Source organism: Joostella sp. CR20 (assembly GCF_038433465.1).
Lineage (GTDB): Bacteria > Bacteroidota > Bacteroidia > Flavobacteriales > Flavobacteriaceae > Galbibacter.
In genome coordinates this window covers 360,956-385,901 of sequence record NZ_JAESVF010000001.1, presented here as the reverse complement: position 1 = coordinate 385,901, position 24,946 = coordinate 360,956, and the positions used below count along the sequence as shown (strand labels likewise).

Below are 24,946 nucleotides of genomic sequence, written 5' to 3'. Positions count from 1 at the left end.
TATGAGAAAGATTTTTATTGTGTGTGCAGTTCTTTTCTCGACACTTGGTTTTGCCCAAGACGCCCCAAAGAAAGACCAAAAAGTAGGACTTGTTTTAAGTGGTGGTGGCGCCAAGGGTTTGGCGCATATTGGTGCGTTAAAAGCAATTGAAGAAGCGGGGATTCGTGTAGATTTTATAGGAGGTACCAGTATGGGTTCTATTGTTGGTGCGTTGTATGCCGCTGGCTATTCTCCGCATCAGTTGGATTCTATTTTTAAAGTAACCGATTTTGATGTGCTTTTGCAAGATAGAATTCCGCGTTCTGCCATGTCGTTTTACGAAAAAAGTAGTTTCGAAAAATATGCTGTGGCTTTGCCTTTTAATAAATTCAAATTGTCGTTCCCTAGTTCGTTGTCTAAAGGTCAAAACCTCTATAATTTACTTTCAAAGCTATTATTCAATGTAAACGATGTTGAAAATTTTAACGATTTATCCATTCCTTTTTTCTGTATTGCAACCGATGTAGAAACTGGCGAACAAGTTGTTTTAGATGAAGGGTATCTCCCTAGAGCACTTGCAGCAAGTTCAGCAATTCCTTCATTTTTCGAACCTGTTGTTTATGAAGACAGACTTTTGGTTGATGGTGGAGTTGTGAATAATTATCCTGTTGATGAGGTTAAAAAAATGGGTGCCGATATAATTATTGGAGTTGATGTGCAAGACGAATTGGCTACGCGAGATGAGTTAAAATCGGCAACCGATGTTTTGGTGCAAATAAACTATTACAACACAATTAATGCCATGGAGGAAAAGTTGAAAAAAACCGATCTTCATATCAAACCAAATATCAAGCCTTACAGTGTTTTGTCTTTTGGAAAAGGGAAAGAAATTATCGAAAGTGGTTATGAAGCCGCAAAAGCACAAATGAGTACTTTAGATAGTATAGAAACCCTTCAGCTAAAAAAACCAACAAGAAGATATCCTGGGCAAGAAGTTGATAGTTTTTTGATTAATAAACTTTCTTTTGAAGGAAATGAAAAATATACCCGTGCTTATTTAAAAGGAAAGCTTCGTTACCGCACCGAGGCATACACCACTTTTGATAAAATAGATCAAGGTATGAGTAACCTCGCGGCAACCGATAACTTTAACAGCGTTCGCTATGAGTTTCGTCCGAACAACGACGGTTATATACTTTCGGTACCAATTGTTGAAAAGCAAACGGATATGTTTTTGAAACTCGGAATTCATTACGACGATTTGTACAAAACCGCAGCGATAATTAATATCACTAAAAAGAACTTACTTTTTGCTGATGATAATATTTACCTCGATTTTATTGTAGGAGATTTTGTACGATACAATTTTGAATATTACCTCGATAAAGGATTTTATTGGAGCTTCGGATTTAAGTCGCGTTACAACACTTTTCAAAGAGGTGTGAGTTTCGATTTTATTGATGAAAATGTTACTGAAGAAGAAATTCCAGAGATTAATAAACTCGATGCCAAACTTTCCGATTTCACCAATCAATTGTATATGCAAACCGTTTGGAAGGAAGAGTTCACCTTTGGTTTGGGGCTCGAACATAAATATTTAAAAGTTGAAACAGAAACAGTTACAGGAGCTGACGGAAAAGAAATATTACTTGAAGATGACAACTATTTTAGTTCGTATGCGTTCTTAAAATTCGATTCTTTAAACGATATATATTTTCCTACTAAAGGGCTTTATTTTGATGGAGATTTTCATGTGTATTTACTGTCAACCAAACATTTTGATAACGATTTTAGTAGTTTTTCTATCGCCAAAGCCAAGATGGGATTTGCAACGCCAATTTATAAATCGCTTTCTTTTGATTTTTTTGCTGAAGGAGGATTTAAATTTGGAGATTCAGATGTGAAATCATTCGATTTTATCCTCGGAGGATGGGGGAATAATTTTATAAATAATATTACTCCATTTTTAGGTTACGATTATTTAAGTTTTGGAGCAGATAGTTTTGTAAAAGCAACCTTAAATTTAGATTGGGAGTTTGCAAAAAACAATCATTTAAATTTTACCACAAATATTGCAAACGCAGGCGATACTATTTTTGAAGACGGAAGTTGGTTTTCATGGCCAACTTACACAGGGTATGCGTTTGGGTATGGTTACGAATCGTTTATAGGTCCTATGCAAGCAAAGTTGGCATGGTCTCCAGAGCAAGACGATGCTATTTTTTCAATTAGTGTTGGTTTCTGGTTTTAAGAATTTCTTAATGGATTATTACACAAATTATTCGATATTTGTAATAATTCAAACGTTTTCGCTATGCCTTTTTATCATAAACTAGGAAAGATTCCGCACAAGCGCCACACCATTTTTAAAAAAGATGATGGGAGTTTGTATTACGAACAACTGTTCGGAACTATTGGGTTCGACGGGATGTCTTCAAACATATATCATACGCAGAGACCAACACAGGTTAAAGAAATTTCAGCAAAAACCAATGTTGCGCCAGAAATTGCAGTAGCAAACAATATTCAATCGTATCGATTGCACGGTTTTAAAGTAAAACCAACAAACGATTTTTTAGAAAGTAGAACGCCTGTTTTAACCAATTCTGATTGTACAATTGAGTTAGCTGCGCCCAAAAAATCAACAGAAGATTATTTTTATAAAAATGCCGATGCCGACGAACTTCTTTTTATCCATAAAGGTTCTGGGAAGTTACGTACACACCTTGGGAATTTAGATTTTTCGTATGGCGATTATTTAGTGATTCCGAGAGGAACAATTTATAAAATTGATTTTGATACCGAAGAAAACCGACTTTTTATAGTTGAGTCGCGTCGACCAATTTATACCCCGAAGCGTTACCGAAACTGGTTTGGACAGTTGTTGGAGCATTCGCCATTTTGTGAGCGAGATATTCGTCAGCCATACGAGTTGGAAACCAATGATGAGTTTGGCGATTTTCTTATCAAAATAAAAAAGCAAAACGAAATTTTCGACATGGTTTATGCTTCGCATCCGTTTGATGTTGTGGGCTACGATGGGTTCAACTATCCGTATGCATTGAGTATTCACGATTTCGAACCAATTACTGGGCGCATTCATCAGCCGCCACCAGTGCATCAAACTTTCGAAACCGATGCTTTTGTGGTGTGTAGTTTTGTACCGCGTTTGTACGATTATCATCCAGAAAGTATTCCAGCGCCATACAATCATAGCAATATAGATTCTGATGAGGTTTTGTATTATGTGGATGGCGATTTTATGAGTCGAAATGATATAGACCAAGGACATATTTCATTGCATCCAGCAGGGATTCCTCACGGGCCACATCCAGGAGCCGTGGAGCGCAGTATCGGAAAAACAAAAACTGATGAATTGGCGGTAATGGTAGATACTTTTAAACCGCTTCAGTTAACAAAACAAGCACTCGAAATTGCCGATGACGATTATTTTAAATCGTGGTTAGAACATTAATTTTTATATGCTAAATTATAGAGTAGATATAACGGCTCATTTAAGAGCTATGTGGTAGTTAAAGTTTTAGGAAGCTTTTGAGGATGTTCATTTAAAATGAAAAAAATCAAAGGCTATGTATCCGATAAACGTCGGAATGTAAACTTCATTTTTTTAGTGAATATTGAAATTAACCAAATTTGAACATCCGTAATGTGTCATATCAAGATTAAAATGTCAGGTCGAGCGTAGTCGAGACCCTATTTAAAGCTTGTTAAGCCAAATAACCTCTCGACTACGCCTGTCTGCCGACAAAGGCAGGCTCGAGGAGACAGTGAATTATGAAAGATTGCGGGCAATCATAAACTAAATTAAAAAAAACAAAAATGTCACAAGATACTACATCATTAAAATTAAATAAAGAAATAGAAGCGGCAGCAGATTTTTTACCGTTATTAGGAACCGATTTTGTTGAGTTATACGTTGGAAATGCCAAACAAGCAGCACATTATTATCAGTCGGCATGGGGTTTTCAGTCTGTTGCCTACGCTGGGTTAGAAACTGGAAGAAAAGATTCTGTTTCGTATGTACTTCAGCAAGATAAAATCCGAATTGTATTAACATCACCATTAAATGAAGGTGGCGATATCAATAGGCATATTGAAAAACATGGCGATGGTGTAAAAGTGGTTGCACTTTGGGTTGACGATGCTACGAAAAGTTATGAAGAAACTACAAAGCGAGGGGCCAAAAGTTATATGGAGCCTAAAACTATTGAAGACGAACACGGAAAAGTGGTACTTTCTGGGATACATACCTACGGAGAAACAGTTCATGTTTTTGTAGAGCGCTCAGCTTATAAAGGAGCTTTTATGCCAGGGTATAAAGCTTGGAATCCAGATTTTAAACCTGCTAGTGTTGGCCTGAAATACATAGACCATATGGTTGGAAATGTGGGTTGGAATGAAATGAAAAAATGGTGCGAATTCTATGCCAATGTAATGGGATTTGCGCAGTTGGTGTCTTTTGATGATAAAGATATTTCTACTGATTATACTGCGTTGATGAGTAAGGTGATGAGTAACGGAAATGGAAGAATTAAATTTCCGATAAACGAGCCTGCAGAAGGAAAGAAAAAATCGCAAATTGAAGAGTATATCGAGTTTTATAATGGAGCGGGCGTTCAGCACATTGCCTTGGCAACCGACAATATTATTGAAACTGTACAGCAATTAAAAAATAGAGGTGTTGAATTTTTAACGGTTCCTGAAACCTATTACGATACTGTTTTGGATAGAGTTGGAGAAATAGATGAAGAGTTAGAGCCTTTAAAGCAACTTGGGATTTTAATCGATAGAGATGACGAAGGTTATTTGTTGCAATTATTTACGAAGCCAATTTTGGACAGACCGACTATGTTTATCGAGATAATTCAGCGAAAAGGCGCAAAATCTTTCGGGAAAGGTAACTTTAAAGCGCTTTTTGAGGCTATAGAACGCGAGCAAGAAATGCGAGGAACGCTATAAAAACTCGTTTTTTTTGATAAAAACACAATAAGTAATCAAACAATTTGAATTCTAAATGTTAAAAAAGTTAAACTTATTTATTATGCTTGCATAACATATCTTTTGTATTAACTTTGCTCTCGCAAAAGGGGTGGTGCCCTTTGCAGACTTTAAGTAAAGTTTTCATAATTTAAAGTTTTGGTTGGTTAATGAAAAAAACTCGGCTTCGGTCGAGTTTTTTGCATTTATACCCTTTTCTACTTAAAAGAATATGGCCGCCAAATGTTAATAATAATCATAATTAAAATTGTAATGTAATTGATTTTATTATTTTTACAATAATTACCCAGATTATGAAGAAGATTATTTTAGCAATAACTATATTCTGGCTTTCAGCCTTTGTAAATCAGAACAATGCCACTGTAGATAATTCTTACCAAGCGGGCGAGTGGTTTAAATTCAGAATTCATTACGGAATTTTTAACGCAAGTTATGCTACTTTAGAAGTGAAGGATGAAAATTTAAATGGGAAAAGTGTTTTTCATGTAGTGGGACACGGAGAGACAACAGGTTTTGCAAGTTTGTTTTTTAAAGTAGATGATAATTACGAGAGTTATTTTGATAAAAAAACGGGGCAACCTTATAAATTCATCAGAAAAATAGATGAAGGTGGGCATACCAAAGATTTAGAAATAAATTTTGATTACAGTGCCAAAAAAGCAACCTTACTAGACCATAAGCACGACACGCAAAAAAAATTCGATATAAATAATAGCGTGCAAGATTTAATCTCGGCGTTTTACTATTTACGAAATAATATTGATAGAACTAAACTCTCTGAGGGTGATGAGTTTGTGTCGGATATGCTTTTTGATGATGACGGAATATTTAAATTTAAGCTGAAATTTTTAGGAAAAGAAACCCTCAGTACTAAATTTGGAAAGGTAAGATGTTTAAAGTTTCGTCCGTATGTGCAATCTGGGCGTATATTTAAAGAAGAAGAAAGTTTGACACTTTGGGTGTCCGACGACGATAATAAAATGCCGATGCGAGTAAAAGCCGATATTTTGGTGGGTTCTATTAAAGCCGATTTAGATGCTTACAAAGGCTTAAAACATCAGTTTAAAATTCAAATGGATTAATGGCGACAGGAATCAACCCCAAAATCGAAGCACAGTTAGCTTCTCTTGAAGAAAAATACAAAAATTCAGGCCAAGACCTTAGCGCCTACCTCGACGGTTTACTTTACGAAAAATACCTTACTTATTGGGATTATATCCATTTAGATACCTTGTTGAGCTTGCAAATGCCTCGTACACATTTTCCAGACGAGGAGATTTTCATCATGTATCATCAAATAACCGAGTTGTATTTTAAGCTCATTATTCACGAGCAAAAGCAAATCATCGATCATAAACTTCAAGATCCTAAATTTCTTGTTACTAAAATTGAACGCATTAATAATTATTACAAAATATTAATCAATTCTTTTAATGTAATGATTAACGGTATGGATCGCTCTCAGTTTTTAAAATACCGTATGGCGCTTTTGCCAGCAAGTGGTTTTCAGTCGGCGCAATTCCGAATGATTGAGATTTATTCAACTCCGTTGCAAAATTTATTGCATTCATCCGTAGCATATCAGCATTCAGAAAATAGCACTTTAGAAGATTTATACGAAAACATTTATTGGAAGCGAGGTGCTGTTGACAGTAAAACAAATGAGAAAACCCTCACACTAAAACAGTTCGAATATCGTTATACACCTAGATTTATGCGTATTGCAAATGAGGTAAAAGGTGTTACTATTTACGAAAAATACTTACATTTGCCAGAAGAGGTAAAGAGTAATGAGTTGTTAATCAACGCTATGAGGGAGTTAGATGTAAATGCAAATGTAAATTGGAACCTTATGCATATGGGGGCAGCTTACAAGCATTTAAGCAGAGAAGATAAAACCTTAGACGCCACTGGAGGCACCAATTGGAAAGAATATTTGCCGCCAAGTTTTCAGAAAATCATCTTTTTTCCGGAACTTTGGAGCAATGTAGAGAAAGCCGACTGGGGAAAACAGTGGGTGGAGCATATGTTAAACCCTCAAACAAATTAAATAAATGCCAAAAAATGTAGTAGCACTTTTACTCATGGCAATGATGGCCGTTGTATCGTGCAAAGAAGAAAAGAAAAATGTAGAAGAAGCAAGTACCGTAAAAGCTGCAGGACTTAAACCTGTAGAAGTCAAAGAATTTGGCTACAACCTTAACGAGTATTTGGTGGTAAGAGACACTATTAAGGCAGGGGATAGCTTCGGAGAAATACTACAACGCAACCATATTGGTTATCCAGAAATTTACAATATTGTGGAGGGCGTTAAAGATTCGTTTAACATAGCGAGCCTTCAAGTAGGAAAACCTTACACCCTACTTTGCACTCAAGAAGATTCCTTACAAATTCCAAAATGTTTTATTTATCAACCTAATAGTATTGACTATGTGGTGGTAGATTTTGCCGATTCTACTAAGGTGAAAAAGGGGAAGAAAAAGGTGAGAATTGTTGAAAAGCAAGCGGCAGGTGTTATCAATGGATCTTTGTATCAAACATTGCAAGATCAAGATATAAGTCCGATTGTAGCTTATAAGATGTCGGATGTTTATGCATGGACAATCGATTTCTTCAGAATACAAAAAGGAGATCGCTTTAAAGTTATTTATACTGAAAAATATATAGACGATACAATTTATGCAGGTGTCGATAAGGTAAAAGCCGCCTTTTTTGAACACAAAGGAGAACCTGTATATTCGTTCCGTTTTGAAGCCGATTCGACCAAAAACATTGTTGATTATTACGATGAAAATGCTAAAAATTTAAGAAGAGCTTTCTTGAAAGCACCAGTTCAATTCAGTAGAATTTCTTCAAGATTTAACCTAAACAGACGTATTGCTTACTACGGAAACAAAGTAAGGCCACACCGAGGAACCGATTTTGCAGCGCCTGTTGGAACACCAATTTTATCGACTGCCAATGGTACAGTCGTAGAATCTGCTAGAAGAGGAGGAAACGGAAATTATGTAAAAGTAAAGCATAACGGGACCTACTCTACACAATACCTGCACATGAGCAAACGAAAAGTAAAAGTAGGCGATTATGTAAGACAAGGAGATGTAATTGGATGGGTTGGAATGACAGGGAATACAAGTGGGCCGCATGTTTGTTACCGCTTCTGGAAAAACGGACAACAAGTAGATCCGTTTAAGCAAGATTTACCTAAGTCGGAGCCTATTGCCGATTCGCTAAAATCTGATTATTTAGCGTACATCCAGCCATATAAATCTCAGTTAGATGCAATGGCTTTTCCTACGGAAGAAACTATGAATGAAGAAGAATATATAACCGAATTAAACCAAGAAAATGCCTTTAGCGACCATAAATCCAACTAATACACAAGCTTGGAAAAAGTTAGAACAACACTACAAAGAATTTCATAATACAAGTATAAAAAGTCTTTTTAAGGAAGACCCAGCAAGAGCAGAAAAATTTACATTAAAATGGAATGATTTTTATGTAGATTTTTCAAAAAACAGAATTGACGATACAACACTAAGTTTGTTGTTAGATTTAGCCAAAGAAGTAAAACTACAAGAAGCTATTGATAAGTGTTTTTCTGGAGATTTAATAAATCAAACCGAAGGAAGAGCGGTACTTCATACAGCATTAAGAGCCAAAGAAAATGAGACCATTTTGGTGGATGGTGAAAATGTTGTGCCTGAAGTTTATGCGGTTAAACAGCAAATAAAAAACTTTACTGAAAAGATAATTTCAGGAGAGAAAAAGGGATATACTGGTAAAGCTTTTACCGATGTGGTAAATATTGGTATTGGAGGTTCCGATTTAGGGCCTGCAATGGTTACCGAAGCACTTGCGTATTATCAAAATCATTTAAATGTACATTTTGTTAGTAATGTAGATGGCGACCATGTACACGAAACTATCAAAAAGTTAGATCCAGAAACTACGTTGTTTGTAATTGTTTCAAAAACATTTACTACGCAAGAAACTTTGAGTAATGCAACTACTATTAAAAAGTGGTTTTTAGAATCGGCTACACAAAAAGATGTGGCGGCGCACTTTGTTGCGGTTTCAACAAATCTTGAAAAAATAGCTGAGTTCGGAATCGATTCTGAAAATGTTTTCCCGATGAAAGATTGGGTTGGAGGACGTTTTTCACTTTGGAGCGCAGTAGGTTTGTCTATTGCTTTGTCGGTAGGGTTTGATAATTTCGACAAGTTACTTGCAGGAGCACAAGCAATGGACGCTCATTTTAAAGAAACACCTTTTGATCGAAACATTCCTGTAATTTTAGCTTTGCTAAGTGTGTGGTACAATAACTTTTTTGGTGCTGAAAGTGAAGCTTTAATCCCGTATTCTCAATATTTACATAGGTTAGCAGCTTATTTGCAGCAAGGAACAATGGAAAGCAACGGGAAGAGTATAGACCGTGCAGGAAATGCAGTTAACTACCAAACAGGAACTATTATTTGGGGAGAACCAGGAACGAACTCGCAACATGCCTTTTTTCAATTAATTCATCAAGGAACAAAATTAATTCCAACAGACTTTATCGGATTTATAGAATCGCTTCACGGAGATAAAGATCATCATGATAAATTGATGGCCAATTATTTTGCACAAACAGAAGCGCTTTTAAACGGTAAAACCGAAACAGAAGTAAGAGCAGAGTTGGAAGCCAAAAATATGTCTGAAGAGGAGATACAATCCTTGTTGCCATTCAAACTTTTTGCAGGAAATAAACCTACAAACTCCATTCTTATCGATAAATTAACACCACAGGCTTTAGGTGAAATTATAGCCATGTACGAGCATAAAATATTCGTACAAGGTGTTATATGGAATATTTTTAGTTATGATCAATGGGGAGTGGAACTAGGGAAACAACTAGCATCAACGATACTTACCGATATAAATTCCGAAAAGATTAGTAATCACGATAGTTCGACGTTAAATCTTTTAAGATATTATAAAAATAATTAACATTTTTTGTTAAAATCTCAAAACGTAACATTGTAATCTATACAAGATTAATATGTTACGTTTTTTGTTTACTTTTGTCTCAGTGTTAAATTATTTAACATTGCCTTAATGTTAGAGTCTGTTTTATATAAGACTTTTGCCACGTTAAATTAAATCAAACAACAAATGAAGACAATTTACAATTGGATTTTAACAGCAGTAATTGCTTTAATTACTACAACTGCCTTTTCGCAAGGAACGATTAGCGGAAAAGTTGTAGATGGAAGCCAAGGTGGGCCACTACCTGGAGCTAATGTAATGGTGAAGGGTTCTACCTCTGGAACTTCAACCGACTTTGATGGTAACTTTACTTTAAATGTATCTGAAAACTCAGGAACTGTAACAGTTTCTTACATCGGATTTGTTGCAAAACAAGTTCCTTTTACCTTAAGTAATGGTTCTGCTAACATCGGAACAATTACTTTACAAGCAGACGCTGAAGAATTAGAAGGTGTCGTAGTAGTAGGGTCTGGACTTATTGACCTTGCAAGAGATAGACAAACGCCTATCGCTGTTGCTTCAGTAAGTGTTGAAGAAATTCAAACAAAAGCTGTTGGTAACGTTGAATTCCCAGAAATCTTAAAAAATACACCTTCAGTGTATGTTTCTAACCAATCTGGTGGATTTGGAGATTCTCAAATGTTTGTGAGAGGTTTCGACCAAACTAACGTTGCTTTCTTATTAAACGGACAACCAATTAACGGTATGGAAGATGGTAAAATGTACTGGTCAAACTGGGCTGGTATGTCTGATATCGCTAACGGAGTTCAAGTACAAAGAGGTCTAGGATCTTCTAAATTAGCTATTTCTTCTGTAGGGGGTACGGTAAATATCGTAACAAAAACTACAGATATGGAAGAAGGTGGTTTTGCTAGATTTATCGTTGGTAACGATAGCTACTTTAAAACTACTGCTTCTTACAACACAGGTTTAAGTGATAGCGGATGGGGATTCTCTTTCTTAGTAGATTACTGGCAAGCACACAGTAAGTATGCTTACGGTACAAAAGGACAAGGACAAAACTACTTTTTCTCTGTAGGGAAGAAAGCAGGAAACCACAACTTCAACTTCTTGATTACTGGTGCTCCACAATGGCACGATCAAAACTACTCTAAAAGCCAAGATCTTTACGATAGATACGGTATTAAATATAACAACAACTACGGATTTAACAATGGTGAGTACCTTTCTTTAAGAAGAAACTACTACCACAAACCAGTACTTAATCTTAACTGGGACTGGGATATCAACGAGAAATCTAACTTCTCTACTGTAGTTTACGCTTCTTTTGGTAGAGGTGGTGGAACTGGAGACTACGGAAACGGAGTTTCTTATGTAGATAATGGAGATGATACTTTCCGTGGAGCTTATTTAGCAAACAACGGTCAAATTGACTGGGATTATATCACTAATGTATACAACCCAAGTGTTGCTGGTAATGTTAGTGATGGTTACAATGGTACTATCTTAAGAGCATCTGTAAACAACCATGCTTGGTATGGTACTGTAATGAACTATGAGTACGATACGTTGAGAAATTTGAAATTTAATGTTGGAGCTGACTTCCGTTTCTACAAAGGAGATCACTTCCGTCAAATTACAGATTTATTAGGATTAGACGGTCGTGTTGAAGCTATTGGTGGACGTCCTGACGGATATGTTGTAACAGAAACTTATAATCCAGACCCATGGGCTGCATTATTCAACTATGCTGACGAAGATCAAAGAATCGATTACGATTATTCAGAAAACATGAATTATCAAGGTGCTTTCGGACAAGTAGAATGGGCTAATGATGAGTTCAGTGCTTACTTCCAAGGAGCAATTTCTAACCAATCTTACAAAAGAGAAGATAGAGGAAACTTTGATTTCGACAATCCAAAAGAATCTGAAACTGTTAAAAGAACAGGATATAACTTAAAAGGTGGTGCTGCTTGGAAATTTGCAGAAGGACACACAGTTTACTTTAACTCTGGAAACTACTCTAGACAACCTTTCTTAGATAACATTTTCCCATCGTATGATGATAACACAATGTTAGCTGATCCTAAAGTTGATAACGAAGAAATCTTAGGATTTGAAGCAGGATATAGAATTCAAAAAGGAAACTTTGTAGGTAGCATTAACGGTTACTACACTAAATGGGATAACAGATTCTTATCTTTCACTGGAGACTTAGGAGAAACTACAGATCCAGATTATCTTGCTAACGTACTTTACAGATTTACTAACGTAGGTCAGTTACACAAAGGTATCGAGATCGATGGTAAATATAGACCAACTGCTGGTTTCATGTTAAGAGGTTACTTTACAATTGGAGATTGGCAATATGATGGATCTTCACCAGTTAACGTAATTAACAATGATGACAATACAAATGTAGATAGTTTTGATGTTGATTTAACTGGAACTAAAGTTGGACAAGCGCCACAAACTACGTTTGGTTTAGGTACTTCTTACGGCATCATCATGGATAAATTAACTATCGATGCTGACTGGAATCACTATGCAAACCTTTATGGTTTTGTTGATGTAGAAGATGTAGCTCAAAGTTCTTTAGAAGGTGAAACTTACCAACCAGAAAAATTAGATGCTTATTCTTTAATTGATTTAGGTGCAACTTATAACTTTAACTTCGGAAGCAACAACATGACTATCCGTGGTAACGTTTATAACTTATTCGATAAAGAATATATCAGTCAAAAAGATAACTACGGTTATTTCTACGGAAATGGTTTAACATGGAACCTTGCTGTAAGATATAACTTCTAATAAGTAGTTAACTCTATAAATTAAGCCCCGCATCTTGCGGGGTTTTTTTATGCCTTTTCTGAAAATTTATCGGCATTAATGCGTATTTTTGAAAACGAACTAAACAAATCTCATTCATGTATTCAGCAGTAAACGTTTTACATTCATATTGGGCATACTTAACACTTTTGGTGTTGGTAATAGCTGTAATTAATGCCGTATCTGGGTATTTTACCAATAAAGATTTTAGCATGGCAAAAGACCTTAGAATAAGCCTTTTTGCATTAATCTTTACACATATTCAACTGTTAATTGGTTTGGTATTATATTTTGTTTCTCCACGTTTTGCATCTTGGCAAACAGGAGGCGTAATGGGCGATAGTCTACTAAGGTTAGTTTTGGTAGAACACCCTTTTATAAATATAATAGCCATTGCCCTTATTACCATTGGGTGGAGTAAACACAAAAAAGAAGAAACTTCTAAAAGAAAATTTGGAAAAATTGCTTTGTTTTATGGCTTAGGACTTTTCCTTATTCTTTTAAGAATACCTTATATGCTTTGGTTTGATTAACAAAAGAGGTAAGTGAAAATTTAAAGTTGAAAAGGATGTAGCATTATGTCTTTTTCAACTTTTTTTGTTTTTTAAAGTTAATAAGGAAAAAAGTAAAGATTCCTTCGGTTTTCAACTTTGAACCTTTGCAAGAGAAACAGTCATTCCGAACGAGGCACGAGGAGGAATCTCATCCTTTATTATGCGAATCTGAATCAAGTTAAGGTTGACGTTTTATGGAATAATAAACTTCAACATTGGGTCTTTTTCTGGTAGACAGCTGTAGTCGAGACATTTTTTGTATAACTGTTAAATCGGTTAATTGTTGAGTCGTACAAAATATGAGAAAACAATAAAATGAGTTATGGTATCTTCGGTTTCAACTTTGTTACTCAGCGACTTTGCCTCTTTGAACCTCTGCTTCTTTGAACTGTCACTTCTCTAAATCTACTTCTTCTTAATAAGATATAAATACACAGGGAAATGATCTGAAAATCCAGCTGTATAAGCACCGCCTGCATAGGTTCTTTTTGGGTAGCCTTTGTATTTTCCTTTTTCAGTTTTTAAATAAGAAGGCGCATAAATTCCTGCTTTCCAAAATTTAAACTGCGTATCCGATTCAAGTAAATTCGACGTAAAATAAAATTGGTCAAATAAGCTCCATTTGTCACGATATGCTAACGAACCAATCCCTGTTTTGTACAGCTTTTCCATAGGGTTGTAAAGGAACTCTTCTTCCAAGTTCGTTTTTTCTGCTGTTGTTCTAAGAATTTTTTTAAATGAATTATCAGTAGGATTGTCATTAAAGTCGCCCATACTGATAATTTTTATGTCTGGATAAACAAACCGTACCGAATCGATAATTTGTTTATTTAGGCGTGCTGCAGCTTCTCTAAACGGTCTGCTTCTAGCCTCGCCACCGCTTCTCGAAGGCCAGTGGTTTACAATAAAACAAAAGTGCTCGCCTTCCAAATACCCTTCAGCAACAAGCTGGTCTCGAGTGTAATCTCGATAACCTTCTTCATTGTAGATTATCAATCGTCTAAAATGTGTTTCGTGCGGAATAAATCGGTCTTTTTTATAAACAAGCGCTACATCAATTCCTCTCTCATCGGGAGAGTCTTCATGGATAATTCCGTAGTTACTATTTATCAAATCTGGATGATTTTTTAAATCGGTAAGAACTTTCAGGTTTTCAGCTTCACAAACTCCAATTAGTGTTGGTGTATTTTTATATGTCGAACTATTAATTTCTTTTAAAACGCTGGCAAGTTGTTCTATTTTAGTTTGATATCGAGTTTCGTTCCATTGATACTTTCCATTTGGTGTTCGTTCATCATCAAAAGTCAAACTATCATCTTTAATGTCGTATAAATTCTCCAAATTATAAAACACAATAGATTCAATAGTATAGTCTTTTTCTTGGCTATATATTGATGTATTAATTAAAATTAGTATGCTAATTAAAAGTTTCAATTAAATATATTTTCTACATAAATGATAGTAAATATACATTATATTTTGTAACTTGATTTTTCTAAGACTTTAGAAATGAGGTTTGTATAGTTGTTTTTAGCCACGAATCTTACTCCTTTTTGATTAAAAATTGAGTAGATGAAATATGTAATTTTCATATGGATTTGTGTGTACGTTAATTGTTGTTTTGGTCAACAAAGCATCAAAGGATACGTGCTCGATTTACGAAATAACCAACCTATTTATGCCGCTTCTATTACTGTTGAGAATTCTTTTCAGCATGTACAAACTACTACCGACGGTTTATTTTATTTAGATGATATTTCTAAAGGCGACCATATTTTAAAAATAAGTAAAGAAGGATATCAAACGCTTCGTTTGCCAGTTGTAGTTACGGGAGAAGAAAACATCGATTTAGGAGAAATTTTTTTGGAGGTTGATTTGGTCGAACTTCAACAAGAAAACAATATTACCCTTTCGGATACCGATTTTACAGATGATGTAGATACTGATTTTTCGAGCGGATCTTTGCAGGCTACCAGAGACATTTTTACAACCCGGGCAGCTTTCGATTTTAGTCAGTCGTTTTTTAAAATTAAAGGCTATGATGCTAAGTATGGCGATGTATTGATAAATGGTATTCGTATGAATCGGGTTTTTAATGGCAGACCACAATGGAGTAATTTTGGTGGGATTAACGATATACTTCGCAATCAAGAAGATTTTTACGGTCTGGAAGCAACACCTTATAATTTTGGCGGTGTTTTGGGGACTTCTTACATAAATACCGATCCTTCCAAATTTCGCCCTGGAATGAGAATTAGTGCTTCGAGCTCTAACAAATCGTATCGTGGGCGCTTCATGGCAACCTATAGTTCGGGGTTGAAAAATAGCGGACTTTCATATTCAATTTCTGCTTCTAGACGTTGGGGCAACGAAGGCTTTGTCGATGGTACTTTATACGATGCTTTTTCTGTTTTTGGTGCGGTTGGATATCAGCTGAAGAACAAACATAATTTTTACGTATCTGCTTTTTATACACCTAACCGACGTGGAAAATCGGCTGCAATTACTGAAGAGGTTTTTGAACTTGTTGGCCGTCATTACAATCCGTATTGGGGAATGCAGAATGGAGTGATTCGAAATTCTAGAATTCGAAAAATTGAGGAACCTATTTTTATGTTTAATTATGAGTTTTCAGGAATGAAATTACAGGCAAATCTTGCTGCTGCATATCAGTTTGGAAAGTACAGTAGCAGCCGACTTGGGTATTACAATGCGGCGAGTCCAAATCCAGATTACTATCGTTACTTACCGAGTTTTTACATCAATAATCCACTCGGTGCAAATTTTGAAAATGCCAATTTAGCAAGAGATGGTTTTGTGAACAATCCGCAGGTGCATTGGGGTAATTTATACAATGCCAATTCCGAAGAAAATAAAAGTGCCTCCTATCTATTATATGATGATACAACGGATGAACAAATTTTGTCTTTTAACGGAAATGCAAGCTATACTTTTACTGATTATTTTAAGCTAGATGGAGGATTTCAGTACGCAAATTCTGAAAGTCAAAATTACGGGCAGTTAACCGATTTATTAGGTGCTACTTTTCATGAAGATATCGATCCTTTTTCAGAAACAAAAAATGATGTAAACGGGAGTGTACATAAAATTGAGGGGGATAAAATTGGATATCATTATGATATGAATACAATTCGTTATGAAGGATTTTTACAAGTTAATTTTCAATGGGAAAGATTGGCGTTTTTCGGTTCAATTAGAAGTTCTAATACTTCGTATCAACGCAATGGCTTGTTTTTAAATGAACGCTTTCCAATAACCTCACTTGGAAAAAGCGAAAAACTATCTTTTTCAAACATTAGCTACAAAGGTGGAATTACATATACCTTAAACAACAGGCATCGATTTTCGGTGTTGGGTACGCGTACAAATATGGCACCAACCTTGCAAAATAGCTTTGTAAACGCTAGAGAAAATAACAAAGTTGTTGAGAGTTTAAAGTCAGAGGAAATTACATCGGCAACACTTTCTTATTACTTGAATTTACCACAAATTACCATGCGGTTAACGGGTTTTTATACAACTTTTTCTAACGGAACCGATATCAATTATTTTTATGTAGATGCAGGTGTAGGAAGCGATTTTGTCCAGGAGGTAGTAATCGATATCGAAAAGCGACATCTTGGTGGGGAACTCGGATTTACCTATCAAGCAACTACAGAAATTAAGCTTTCGGCGGTTGCTTCTTATGGCGATTATCGCTTTACAGATAACGCTGATGTGCAAATTAATTTTGATACCGTTGGTGCGGAAAATGAATTGATAAACCTAATCGGAACACTCGATTTGGGCGAAGCTACTTTAAAAGATTATAAGCTTTCGGTCGGACCTCAAAAAGCCTTTTCAGTGGGAGTAGATTATCGGAGTCAGCATTATTGGTGGGTGGGTGCGACAGCTAATTATTTAGCCGATAATTATGTAGATATCTCGGCAATTAAGCGCACGCAAAGTTTTTTACAAAACCCAGAAGGAGGCTCATTTCCTAATGCTACGCCTGAAGCTGTTGAAAAACTTTTAGTTCAAGAACGGTTAACACCTGTGTATTTGTTGAATTTAACAGGAGGGAAATCGTGGCTGATAGGGAAAAAGTATTTAAGTGTTTTTGCCAGTGTCAACAATTTATTCGATGTTTCATATCGCACTGGCGGTTATGAGCAAAGTAGAAATGCCAATTTCGAACAAGCATTTAACGATGTGCAAAGGGGAGCGCCACAGTTTGGAAATAAGTACTGGTATGGCTACGGACGAACCTATTTTTTAAATTTCGCAATAAGTTTTTAGATGAAAAAGGGGCGTAACATACAAAAAATGTTTATGGTACTTTGTTGTGTATTAGGATTCATGGTGGCCTGTGTTCACGACGATAATTATGCCACTCCCGATAATCTTTGTGCTACATCGAATATAGTGTCGAATACAACTTTTGAGGCTGTAAAGGCGCTTTACCAAGGTGAAATTCTTCAAATTCAAGATGATTTAATAATTGAAGGGTACGTAATTTCTTCGGATGAAGCTGGCAACTTTTTTGGGAGTATTCACTTTCAAAATCATCCTACCAATCCAACGCAAGGATTACAACTCGAAATCGATTTAAGGGAGTTGTATTTACTGTATCCAGTGGGGCAAAAAATATATCTGAATTTAAAAGGATTGTATCTCGATAATGATAAAGAAACTTATAAGTTGGGAGGTGCGTTTACTGCCTTCGGAAACATTACGGTTGGGCGACTTCCTGCGTCAAAATTAAACGAACATGTGGTTTTATCGTGTGAAAAACCAACAGTTATTTACGCAAATAAACATCAAATTTCGGCTCTCGATAGCACTGCTGTTAATACTTTGGTGACGTTGACCAATGTTGAAATAACTCCCGAAAGTTTGTGTGCCACTTTTGCGGAGGAAGAAGAAACAACCGACCATATTTTAACTGATTGCGATGGAGAAACTGTAGTGCTTAGAAACAGTGGTTTTGCCGATTTTCAGTCGGTTTTACTTCCGTTAGGAAATGGAGAAATTACAGGAGTTTTAACGCAAGAGCGAAATAATTATGTGCTGACTATTCGAGATTTGAATGATGTTTCAATGAATGAAAACCGATGTAATGATGTTACTTACTTCTGTGAAACTCCAGTGGCAAATACCAGTATTCTATCATTAAAAGAAAAGTTTCAAGAGGAAAGCACTACGTTTAAAGAAGTGTTGGTTATTGAAACATCTATTATTGCTAATGATAAAGAAGGGAATTTCTATAAAGAACTTTACGTACAAGACAGTACTGGCGGGATTAAAATCAGTATTGATGAAACAAATCTTTTTGAAGATTTCCCGATGTATCAAAAAATGAAAATTGCTGTAAACGGGATGACACTTCAGAAAATAAATGGCGAGTTGACACTAGGAGTTTTGAATAATGGAACTTTCTCAGGAATTGAAGAAGATGATTTTTATCGCTTTTTTTATATTGAAAATGAATCGGAAATTGTTGAGCCAAAAAGTATTCGAATAGATGAAATTTCGGAAGACGATATCGGACGATTAGTCGCTATCGATTCGGTTCAATTTGTTGAAAATTCCACTTTTGTTGTGAGTAATAAAAATACAAATCACACTTTTTCCGACTGTGAGGCGAATGAATTATCGATGCGAATTTCACGTAGGTTTGAAAATGCAAATGAACAAATTCCGCAAGGGAATGGTAAGATAATCGGTGTTTTACAATACGATGAAAATTATCAAATAGGAATTCGAAATGTAGATGATGTTTCGCAAATGGTTAACGAACCTTGTAATGTGTTAGAAAGTGCTACGGAAATAGCTTTGGAAATGCTCTTGCTACAGCACGGAAATTCTTCCGAAGCAATAACAGAAAATCTAAAAATTACCGCTACCGTTACTTCCGATTACGCAACAAGAAATATCGATAGTCAGAGAATGATTGTGCAAAATGGTAATATTGGGGTGGAGTTGCAACTAGAAACAGCTTTAGAAATCCCGATTTATTCTGAGGTGGAAATAGCTTTACGAGGGGTAAGCATTGAACAAACCGAGTTTGGATTTTCATTCAGTGGAATTACCGAAAACCATATTTTAAATGTGGTTGCAGGAGAAGAAATTTTACCTAAAACAATCAGTATTGACGAATTGTTTTCAGAAGAAAATCAGTATAAAGTTATCCAGTTAAACAATGTTCAGTTTGAAAATACGGCAAATACTTTTTCAGGAGAAAACATCCTAACGAATTGCGAAATGCAGTTCCCTTTATCGGTTTTGGAAACAGCCACTTTTGTAAATACAACGGTTGCTGAAGGCAATGGAACACTTGTTGGGATTCCGTATCAAAACAGATTGTATGTTCAAAATTTAAGTGCTTTCCAATTTACAAATACGTATGAAGATTGTTCGTTGCAATATACTAGTGATGCTATTTTTATTTCTGAAATTGCCGACCCCGATAACAATAGCACTGCTGTAAATATGCGGTTTATTGAAATCTATAATTCGAGTTCGGAGGCGGTAAATTTGGACGGTTGGGTGCTTAGAAGATACACCAATACCAATGTCGAATTTACCGAGCGCAGTGTGATTGATTTATCGGGTTATGAGATTTTACCGAATGCTACTTTTGTAATTGCTGCCGATGCTGTTTCGTTTGAAGCTACCTATGGTTTTACTCCACATTTGGATGGTGGAACTGGAGGAGCAGCCGACTCAAATGGGGATGATAATATAGAACTAGTCGATGGTAACGGAATGGTTGTAGATATATTTGGCGTTGTAGGGGAAGATGGCTCGGGTACAAACCATGAATTTGAAGATGGGCGTGCCGTACGAAAAACTTCCGTAGTGAAAAATAATAGTAGCTATACGTTTTCTGAATGGATAATTTATAACGATACTGGAGATTCAGGAACTTTTAAAGAGCCTAAAACTGCACCGCAAGATTATACCCCTGGAGTACGTTAATTTTATTATTTTTGGTTTTGTCGCATTCAATTTTAGCCATGAGTAAACAAACCCAATATTTCCTATTTTATCTCTTTTTGTTGTTACTTTCTTGTTATTTGTTTCTTTCGGGAGTTATCAATTTAAACAACACCTTTTTAGGATTACCAGTGCCTGTTGGTGGTTTTTTAGCGTGGAGTATTCTTATTTTTATTCCAATAGTAATTTTCTACGGAAATAAGAGTTTGTATCAGCCGAGTAAAAAATTTCATCTTTTTTATCGAAGAATTATTTTCTTGATTTTATGCTTCGCGGTTTTATGGTTGTTTATAGGCTATGTTTTTGCAGGGAATTGGCGTTTTAATTTTAAAGCACAAGAAGCTTTTAGAGGAAGTGAAAGCGCATCGATGTATTTTTTGTATTTTACATTAACATTGGTAATTGTTCCGGTGCTTATAGGAATAGCGCTTCGAATACACAATGTAGTTGCAGGAATTTTATCGCGAAAATCATAAAAATTGTAAGAATGTCGTTAACTCTTGAAATAGCAAGTGTGCAAACTTCTTTAGTTTGGGAAGACCCAGAAGCAAACAGAAAAATGCTTCAGCAGAAAATAAAAGAAGTGCAAAACACAGCAGATGTTATTCTTCTTCCGGAAATGTTTTCTTCCGGATTTACCATGAATGCAAAAGCAGTTGCCGAACCGATGGATGGAGAAACCGTACGCTGGATGCAACAACTTTCAGCAGAAAAAAATATTGCAATTGCTGGGAGTTTGGCTATTGTTGAAAACGATAATTTTTATAACCGATTTGTGTTTGTAACTCCCGATGGGACGGTACAGTTTTATGATAAAAGGCATACGTTTACATTGGCTGGAGAAGATAAAGTGTACACTGCTGGAAAAGAAAAACTAGTGTTTTTATACAAGGGTTGGCGTATTTGTCCACTTGTTTGTTACGACCTCCGTTTTCCTGTTTGGGCTCGAAATGTAGAAGATTACGACTTGCTTTTGTTTGTTGCTAATTGGCCTAAAAAGCGAATCCAAGCATGGGATGTTTTGTTGCAGGCGCGTGCAATTGAAAACATGAGTTACTGTGTTGGGGTAAACCGAGTTGGTTTGGATGGAAACGGACACGAATATGTAGGGCATTCGGCAGTTTACAATCCGCTTGGAGCGTTGTTGAGTTTTTCTGAAAAAGAAGAAATTATCTACACCAGACTTCTAAAGAATGAACTTGATGAAGCTCGAAATAAATTTAAGTTTTTAGACGACAGAGACCAGTTTACTGTAACGTAAAAGTCTGTTCGATTTCCCAATTGGCACGAAGCTCTACAGGGTCTGGATAATAGCTAATTTGTTCGGGTTGTGTTTTGGTCAAGAAGTTTCCTGTGTCCCATTTTCCATTTCCATTGTTGTCGTGGATTACACGGATTAAATAAGTTGCAGGGTCTATGTTTCTAAACTCGTAAGTTGGCTTTTTCTCTTTGATGAAAAGTTCGTGTTTTACCACACCGTTATTGTCGGTTAATTGTAAAATAACAGGGTATTTGGCAACGTTTCTTAGGTTTACACGTAAGCTTCCTAAATCGGCAATATTCTTAGTAGCAACATTGTAGTTTAAGGTGTCGTTTACATCTCCGTAAAAGTCGGTTATAGCGCCAGGAAGTAAATTTATTTTGTATTTCTGGCCAACATCAGAATTCCACTTCAGTTTAAAAATATTTTTCTTTTTATCTAAATCAGCAGTAAAATCAATCTTTGCAGAGTCTTTGTCTAAAACCGTAATCAGCTTGTCGTTGTAATTTTCGATAGGTGTTGAAGCGTGAATTTTAAGCGTGTCGTTTATTTTAAACCCTTTGTTTAATTGTGCTACAACGAGTGTGTCGGCATAGAGTTCTTTCATCCGAACCGTAAATGTATCGATGGTTTTTTTGTTACTTACCTGAAAGATAAGCGAATCGGCTTTAAAAGGTGTAAAAAAGTAGTTGATGGTATCTTTCTCAACATCAGGAAAAGTACGAAAATCGTAATCGGCAGGCTTCTCGGAAAGTAATTTAATTTCCATGCCTTCTGGATTTCCTTCGTATCCGAAGTACAGTTTATTTTTTGCAATAAGCGAAGGTCTTGACGCTTTAAACACAGGAACTTCATTAAACAGTCCTATTCCGTAGATAGAATCGTTCGGGATAGTAATAAAATGGTCTATAAAACCAATTTTATCTGTCTTTGGATCGAATTTATAATTGTTGGCTTTGTCTTTTAAAGCGATGAGTCTGTATGTTCCTTCTTTTAAATTTGTAAGTCTAAAGTTAGTCGAACTATCAAGGGTATTGGTAATATATGTTGGCGGTTTTTGATAAATTACAGAATCGGTATAAACCGAATCTACTTCGTAAAGCATTACCGAAATAAAGGTGTCTGGCTTTTTTTGTACCGCATCAAAAACAAATCCGTCGAGGGCTAAAGAATCGATATAAGACCCTGTTGAAAATACATAACTAAAAAACGAATATGGGTTTGCTTCATTATTATCTACCACACTTTGTCCGAAGTTAAAAACATACGTTGTATTTTCTTTTAAAGTATCTTGCAGTTCAATTTCAAGGTATTTACTAGCACCCGATTGCGGGTAAATATAAGGGGTGTTTTTAAGCGGAGGCGAAACAATAAGTTGCTTTTGTAAATCTTTTAATTTGATGTATTCATCAAAGTTGATTCGGATTTTTTCAGCATCAAAATTAATAGTGTGATTAGGCGGATAAGATGAAGTAATTGCTGGCGGATCCAAATCTTTTGGTCCTCCCTGTGGAGTACCTCTTCTGGCACAGTTTACTAAACTGATAAATAGTACAAAAAATAAAATGTAACTGAAAAGATTTTTAGTTTTCATCAAGCCCAATTAAAGCTGCAAATTAACGATTATTTTTAGTAACGTTGAAATTAAGATGTAATTGCAATCGTGATAATGCTAAATTTTAATTGCAAGGCCTTTGGGAAGGCGCGTACACAACTCTCTAACGTGGCGCCCGTAGTAATTACATCGTCTACCAATAAAATGTGCTTGTTTTCTATCGGGAAATCTTCATTGTACGCAAACCTATTTTGCGAACTCGTAGCGCGTTGCATTCGGTTTTTTAAAGCATGTGCACTGGTGTAAGTGGTGTTCAGCAAAAGCTTTTCCGTATAAATAGCATCTATTGCAGTTGCTATTTCTTTTCCAAAATTACTCACTTGGTTGTAGCCCCGTTGTTTTAATTTTTTTAGATGAAGTGGAACAGGAACAACATAGTCAATTCCTTTAAATCTGTCAGAATTTAAAATTTCATGTCCGATCCATTTTCCAAAAAAAGTTCCAACCTCTTGATGCCCTTTGTATTTAAGCTGATGGATAAGTTGTTGGCTTATTCCCTTTTTGTAATACTGAATAAAAGAAGCTGCATTTTCAACTTTTATGCGTCCGTATAAAATTTTTTCGGTAGGATTGTCGTTATAAGTAATAAATTGAGTGAGTGGTAATTGATGCCGACAAGAAACACAAAGCAAAGCATCGTTCGAACTTATAATTTCGGAACACCCTAAACAAGTGATCGGAAAAAATAAATTTTGAAGATCATTTAGTATCTTTACTGCCTTAATCAATTAAAAAGATTGAAGTTATACTCAAATCTAACGAATTTAAATGAGTGCTCAAAAAAAGCAACTTGGACAAAAAATAATTTTAGGAGTACTGCTGATGTGTATCGCTGCACTCACAGGGTTTTCATATTTTAATTATGTAGAAAGCGAAGAAAAGGTGTCTTTTTTAGAAAACGCTAAGGGCATGATTGTAGAAGATTTGGAGAGTATTGAAAACGATTTAAATACCCTCGCCAAAGAAAACGAAAGCCATATAAAAGAGATTGATTTTAGCCGAAGGCGAATAAGCATGCTAAAAGATTCTATCAAACTCCTAGAAGTCGATTATCAAATTTTGGGGCGTTACCGCCGAGAACTTGCCGAGATACGAAAAGAAAATAAATACCTTCATAAAGTTGCCGATTCTATCAAGCAACAGAACTTTTTACTTTCAAAAGAAATTGATAGTACAAAGCTTCGATACATCGAGTTAGAGCGTTACTCCAACGCACTTAAAAGTGCCAACGAAAACCTCACACAATTTACAGACTCATTAATTAACGAAAACATTCAGCTTTCAAAAAAGATAGATAAAGACCCTGCGTTAAAAGTGTCTGCACTTGTAGGAATTGCCTATAAAGCGCGTAGCAACGGAAAAGTTATAGAAACCAACCGCGCTGCAAAAGCCGAAAGACTTAGAGCCTGTTTTAACATTGCTCCAGGAACACTTTTACAGCCAGGAGAACATGTTTTTTACGTACAGTTTATCGATCCTAAAAATCAAATTATTGGAAATAGAGCTGCCGTTAATTTTGGAGATAAAAAACTAATTTACAGCAAAAAAATTGTAGTAGATTACGAAAATAAGCCCATGGGAATTTGCGACTACATTATTGTAAAAGACCTAGAAATGGAAGGCGATTATCGCGTAAATGTGTTTTACAAAGAAAATTTGCTGGCTTCTACAGTTTTTAAGCTGAAATAAAATTCTAATTCT

General features: G+C 35.7%; 17 protein-coding genes. 14 read left to right on the top strand and 3 right to left on the bottom strand.

From position 1 onward, the window contains the following. The first annotated feature begins 1 nt into the window (after window position 1). The 9 genes from JMA43_RS01690 (at window position 2) to JMA43_RS01650 (ending at window position 13,349) form a co-directional block, all read left to right on the top strand. Window positions 2–2,230 (top strand): patatin-like phospholipase family protein, encoded by a 2,229-nt coding sequence (locus JMA43_RS01690; RefSeq protein WP_342154296.1) that lies wholly within the window; start codon window positions 2–4, stop codon window positions 2,228–2,230. 63 nt (window positions 2,231–2,293) lie between these two features. Next, entirely contained in the window at window positions 2,294–3,454 is a 1,161-nt protein-coding gene (locus JMA43_RS01685) for a homogentisate 1,2-dioxygenase (RefSeq protein ID WP_342154294.1), read from the top strand. Window positions 3,455–3,819: 365 nt separating this feature from the next. Next, window positions 3,820–4,959, top strand: coding sequence for a 4-hydroxyphenylpyruvate dioxygenase (gene hppD, locus JMA43_RS01680; RefSeq protein WP_342154292.1), 1,140 nt, complete (start codon window positions 3,820–3,822; stop codon window positions 4,957–4,959). A 332-nt stretch (window positions 4,960–5,291) separates the two neighbouring features. Beyond that, on the top strand, window positions 5,292–6,080 hold the full coding sequence (locus tag JMA43_RS01675; RefSeq protein WP_342154290.1) for a DUF3108 domain-containing protein: 789 nt from the start codon (window positions 5,292–5,294) through the stop codon (window positions 6,078–6,080). Continuing rightward, window positions 6,080–7,048: a tryptophan 2,3-dioxygenase family protein gene (locus tag JMA43_RS01670; RefSeq protein WP_342154288.1), complete on the top strand. Its 969-nt coding sequence runs from the start codon at window positions 6,080–6,082 to the stop codon at window positions 7,046–7,048. The genes JMA43_RS01675 and JMA43_RS01670 overlap by 1 nt, the downstream gene beginning before the upstream one ends. Window positions 7,049–7,052: 4 nt before the next feature. Beyond that, window positions 7,053–8,375, top strand: a complete 1,323-nt coding sequence (locus JMA43_RS01665) for a peptidoglycan DD-metalloendopeptidase family protein (protein WP_342154286.1) — start codon at window positions 7,053–7,055, stop codon at window positions 8,373–8,375. Then, a complete protein-coding gene (gene pgi / locus JMA43_RS01660; protein ID WP_342154284.1) occupies window positions 8,347–9,987 on the top strand; it encodes a glucose-6-phosphate isomerase in 1,641 nt (546 codons plus the stop codon). The genes JMA43_RS01665 and pgi overlap by 29 nt, the downstream gene beginning before the upstream one ends. Window positions 9,988–10,152: 165 nt before the next feature. Continuing rightward, window positions 10,153–12,798, top strand: a complete 2,646-nt coding sequence (locus JMA43_RS01655; RefSeq protein ID WP_342154282.1) for a TonB-dependent receptor — start codon at window positions 10,153–10,155, stop codon at window positions 12,796–12,798. 116 nt (window positions 12,799–12,914) lie between these two features. Then, window positions 12,915–13,349, top strand: coding sequence for a hypothetical protein (locus JMA43_RS01650; RefSeq protein ID WP_342154280.1), 435 nt, complete (start codon window positions 12,915–12,917; stop codon window positions 13,347–13,349). Between the two features lie 426 nt (window positions 13,350–13,775). Here the strand turns inward: JMA43_RS01650 and JMA43_RS01645 are convergent, their stop codons facing one another. After that, window positions 13,776–14,804: an endonuclease/exonuclease/phosphatase family protein gene (locus JMA43_RS01645; RefSeq protein WP_342154278.1), complete on the bottom strand. Its 1,029-nt coding sequence runs from the start codon at window positions 14,802–14,804 to the stop codon at window positions 13,776–13,778. A gap of 138 nt (window positions 14,805–14,942) precedes the next feature. On the opposite strand from JMA43_RS01645, the gene JMA43_RS01640 reads away from it, so the two are divergent. From JMA43_RS01640 to JMA43_RS01625, 4 genes are read left to right on the top strand one after another with little or no spacing between them, the layout of a single operon-like run. Next, window positions 14,943–17,669 (top strand): carboxypeptidase-like regulatory domain-containing protein, encoded by a 2,727-nt coding sequence (locus tag JMA43_RS01640; protein WP_342154277.1) that lies wholly within the window; start codon window positions 14,943–14,945, stop codon window positions 17,667–17,669. Beyond that, window positions 17,670–20,351 (top strand): DUF5689 domain-containing protein, encoded by a 2,682-nt coding sequence (locus tag JMA43_RS01635; RefSeq protein ID WP_342154275.1) that lies wholly within the window; start codon window positions 17,670–17,672, stop codon window positions 20,349–20,351. A gap of 38 nt (window positions 20,352–20,389) precedes the next feature. Further along, window positions 20,390–20,845 carry a hypothetical protein gene (locus JMA43_RS01630; RefSeq protein WP_342154273.1) on the top strand — a complete coding sequence of 152 codons (456 nt, stop codon included), beginning with the start codon at window positions 20,390–20,392 and terminating at the stop codon, window positions 20,843–20,845. Between the two features lie 11 nt (window positions 20,846–20,856). After that, window positions 20,857–21,630 carry an amidohydrolase gene (locus JMA43_RS01625; protein WP_342154271.1) on the top strand — a complete coding sequence of 258 codons (774 nt, stop codon included), beginning with the start codon at window positions 20,857–20,859 and terminating at the stop codon, window positions 21,628–21,630. Here the strand turns inward: JMA43_RS01625 and JMA43_RS01620 are convergent. Further along, window positions 21,617–23,224 (bottom strand): Ig-like domain-containing protein, encoded by a 1,608-nt coding sequence (locus JMA43_RS01620; RefSeq protein WP_342154269.1) that lies wholly within the window; start codon window positions 23,222–23,224, stop codon window positions 21,617–21,619. The genes JMA43_RS01625 and JMA43_RS01620 overlap by 14 nt on opposite strands. A 50-nt stretch (window positions 23,225–23,274) precedes the next feature. Further along, window positions 23,275–23,973 carry a ComF family protein gene (locus JMA43_RS01615; protein ID WP_342154268.1) on the bottom strand — a complete coding sequence of 233 codons (699 nt, stop codon included), beginning with the start codon at window positions 23,971–23,973 and terminating at the stop codon, window positions 23,275–23,277. A gap of 40 nt (window positions 23,974–24,013) precedes the next feature. Here JMA43_RS01615 and JMA43_RS01610 point away from each other — a divergent pair, with 40 nt between their 5' ends. Then, window positions 24,014–24,934: a hypothetical protein gene (locus tag JMA43_RS01610; RefSeq protein WP_342154267.1), complete on the top strand. Its 921-nt coding sequence runs from the start codon at window positions 24,014–24,016 to the stop codon at window positions 24,932–24,934. Window positions 24,935–24,946 lie beyond the last annotated feature (12 nt).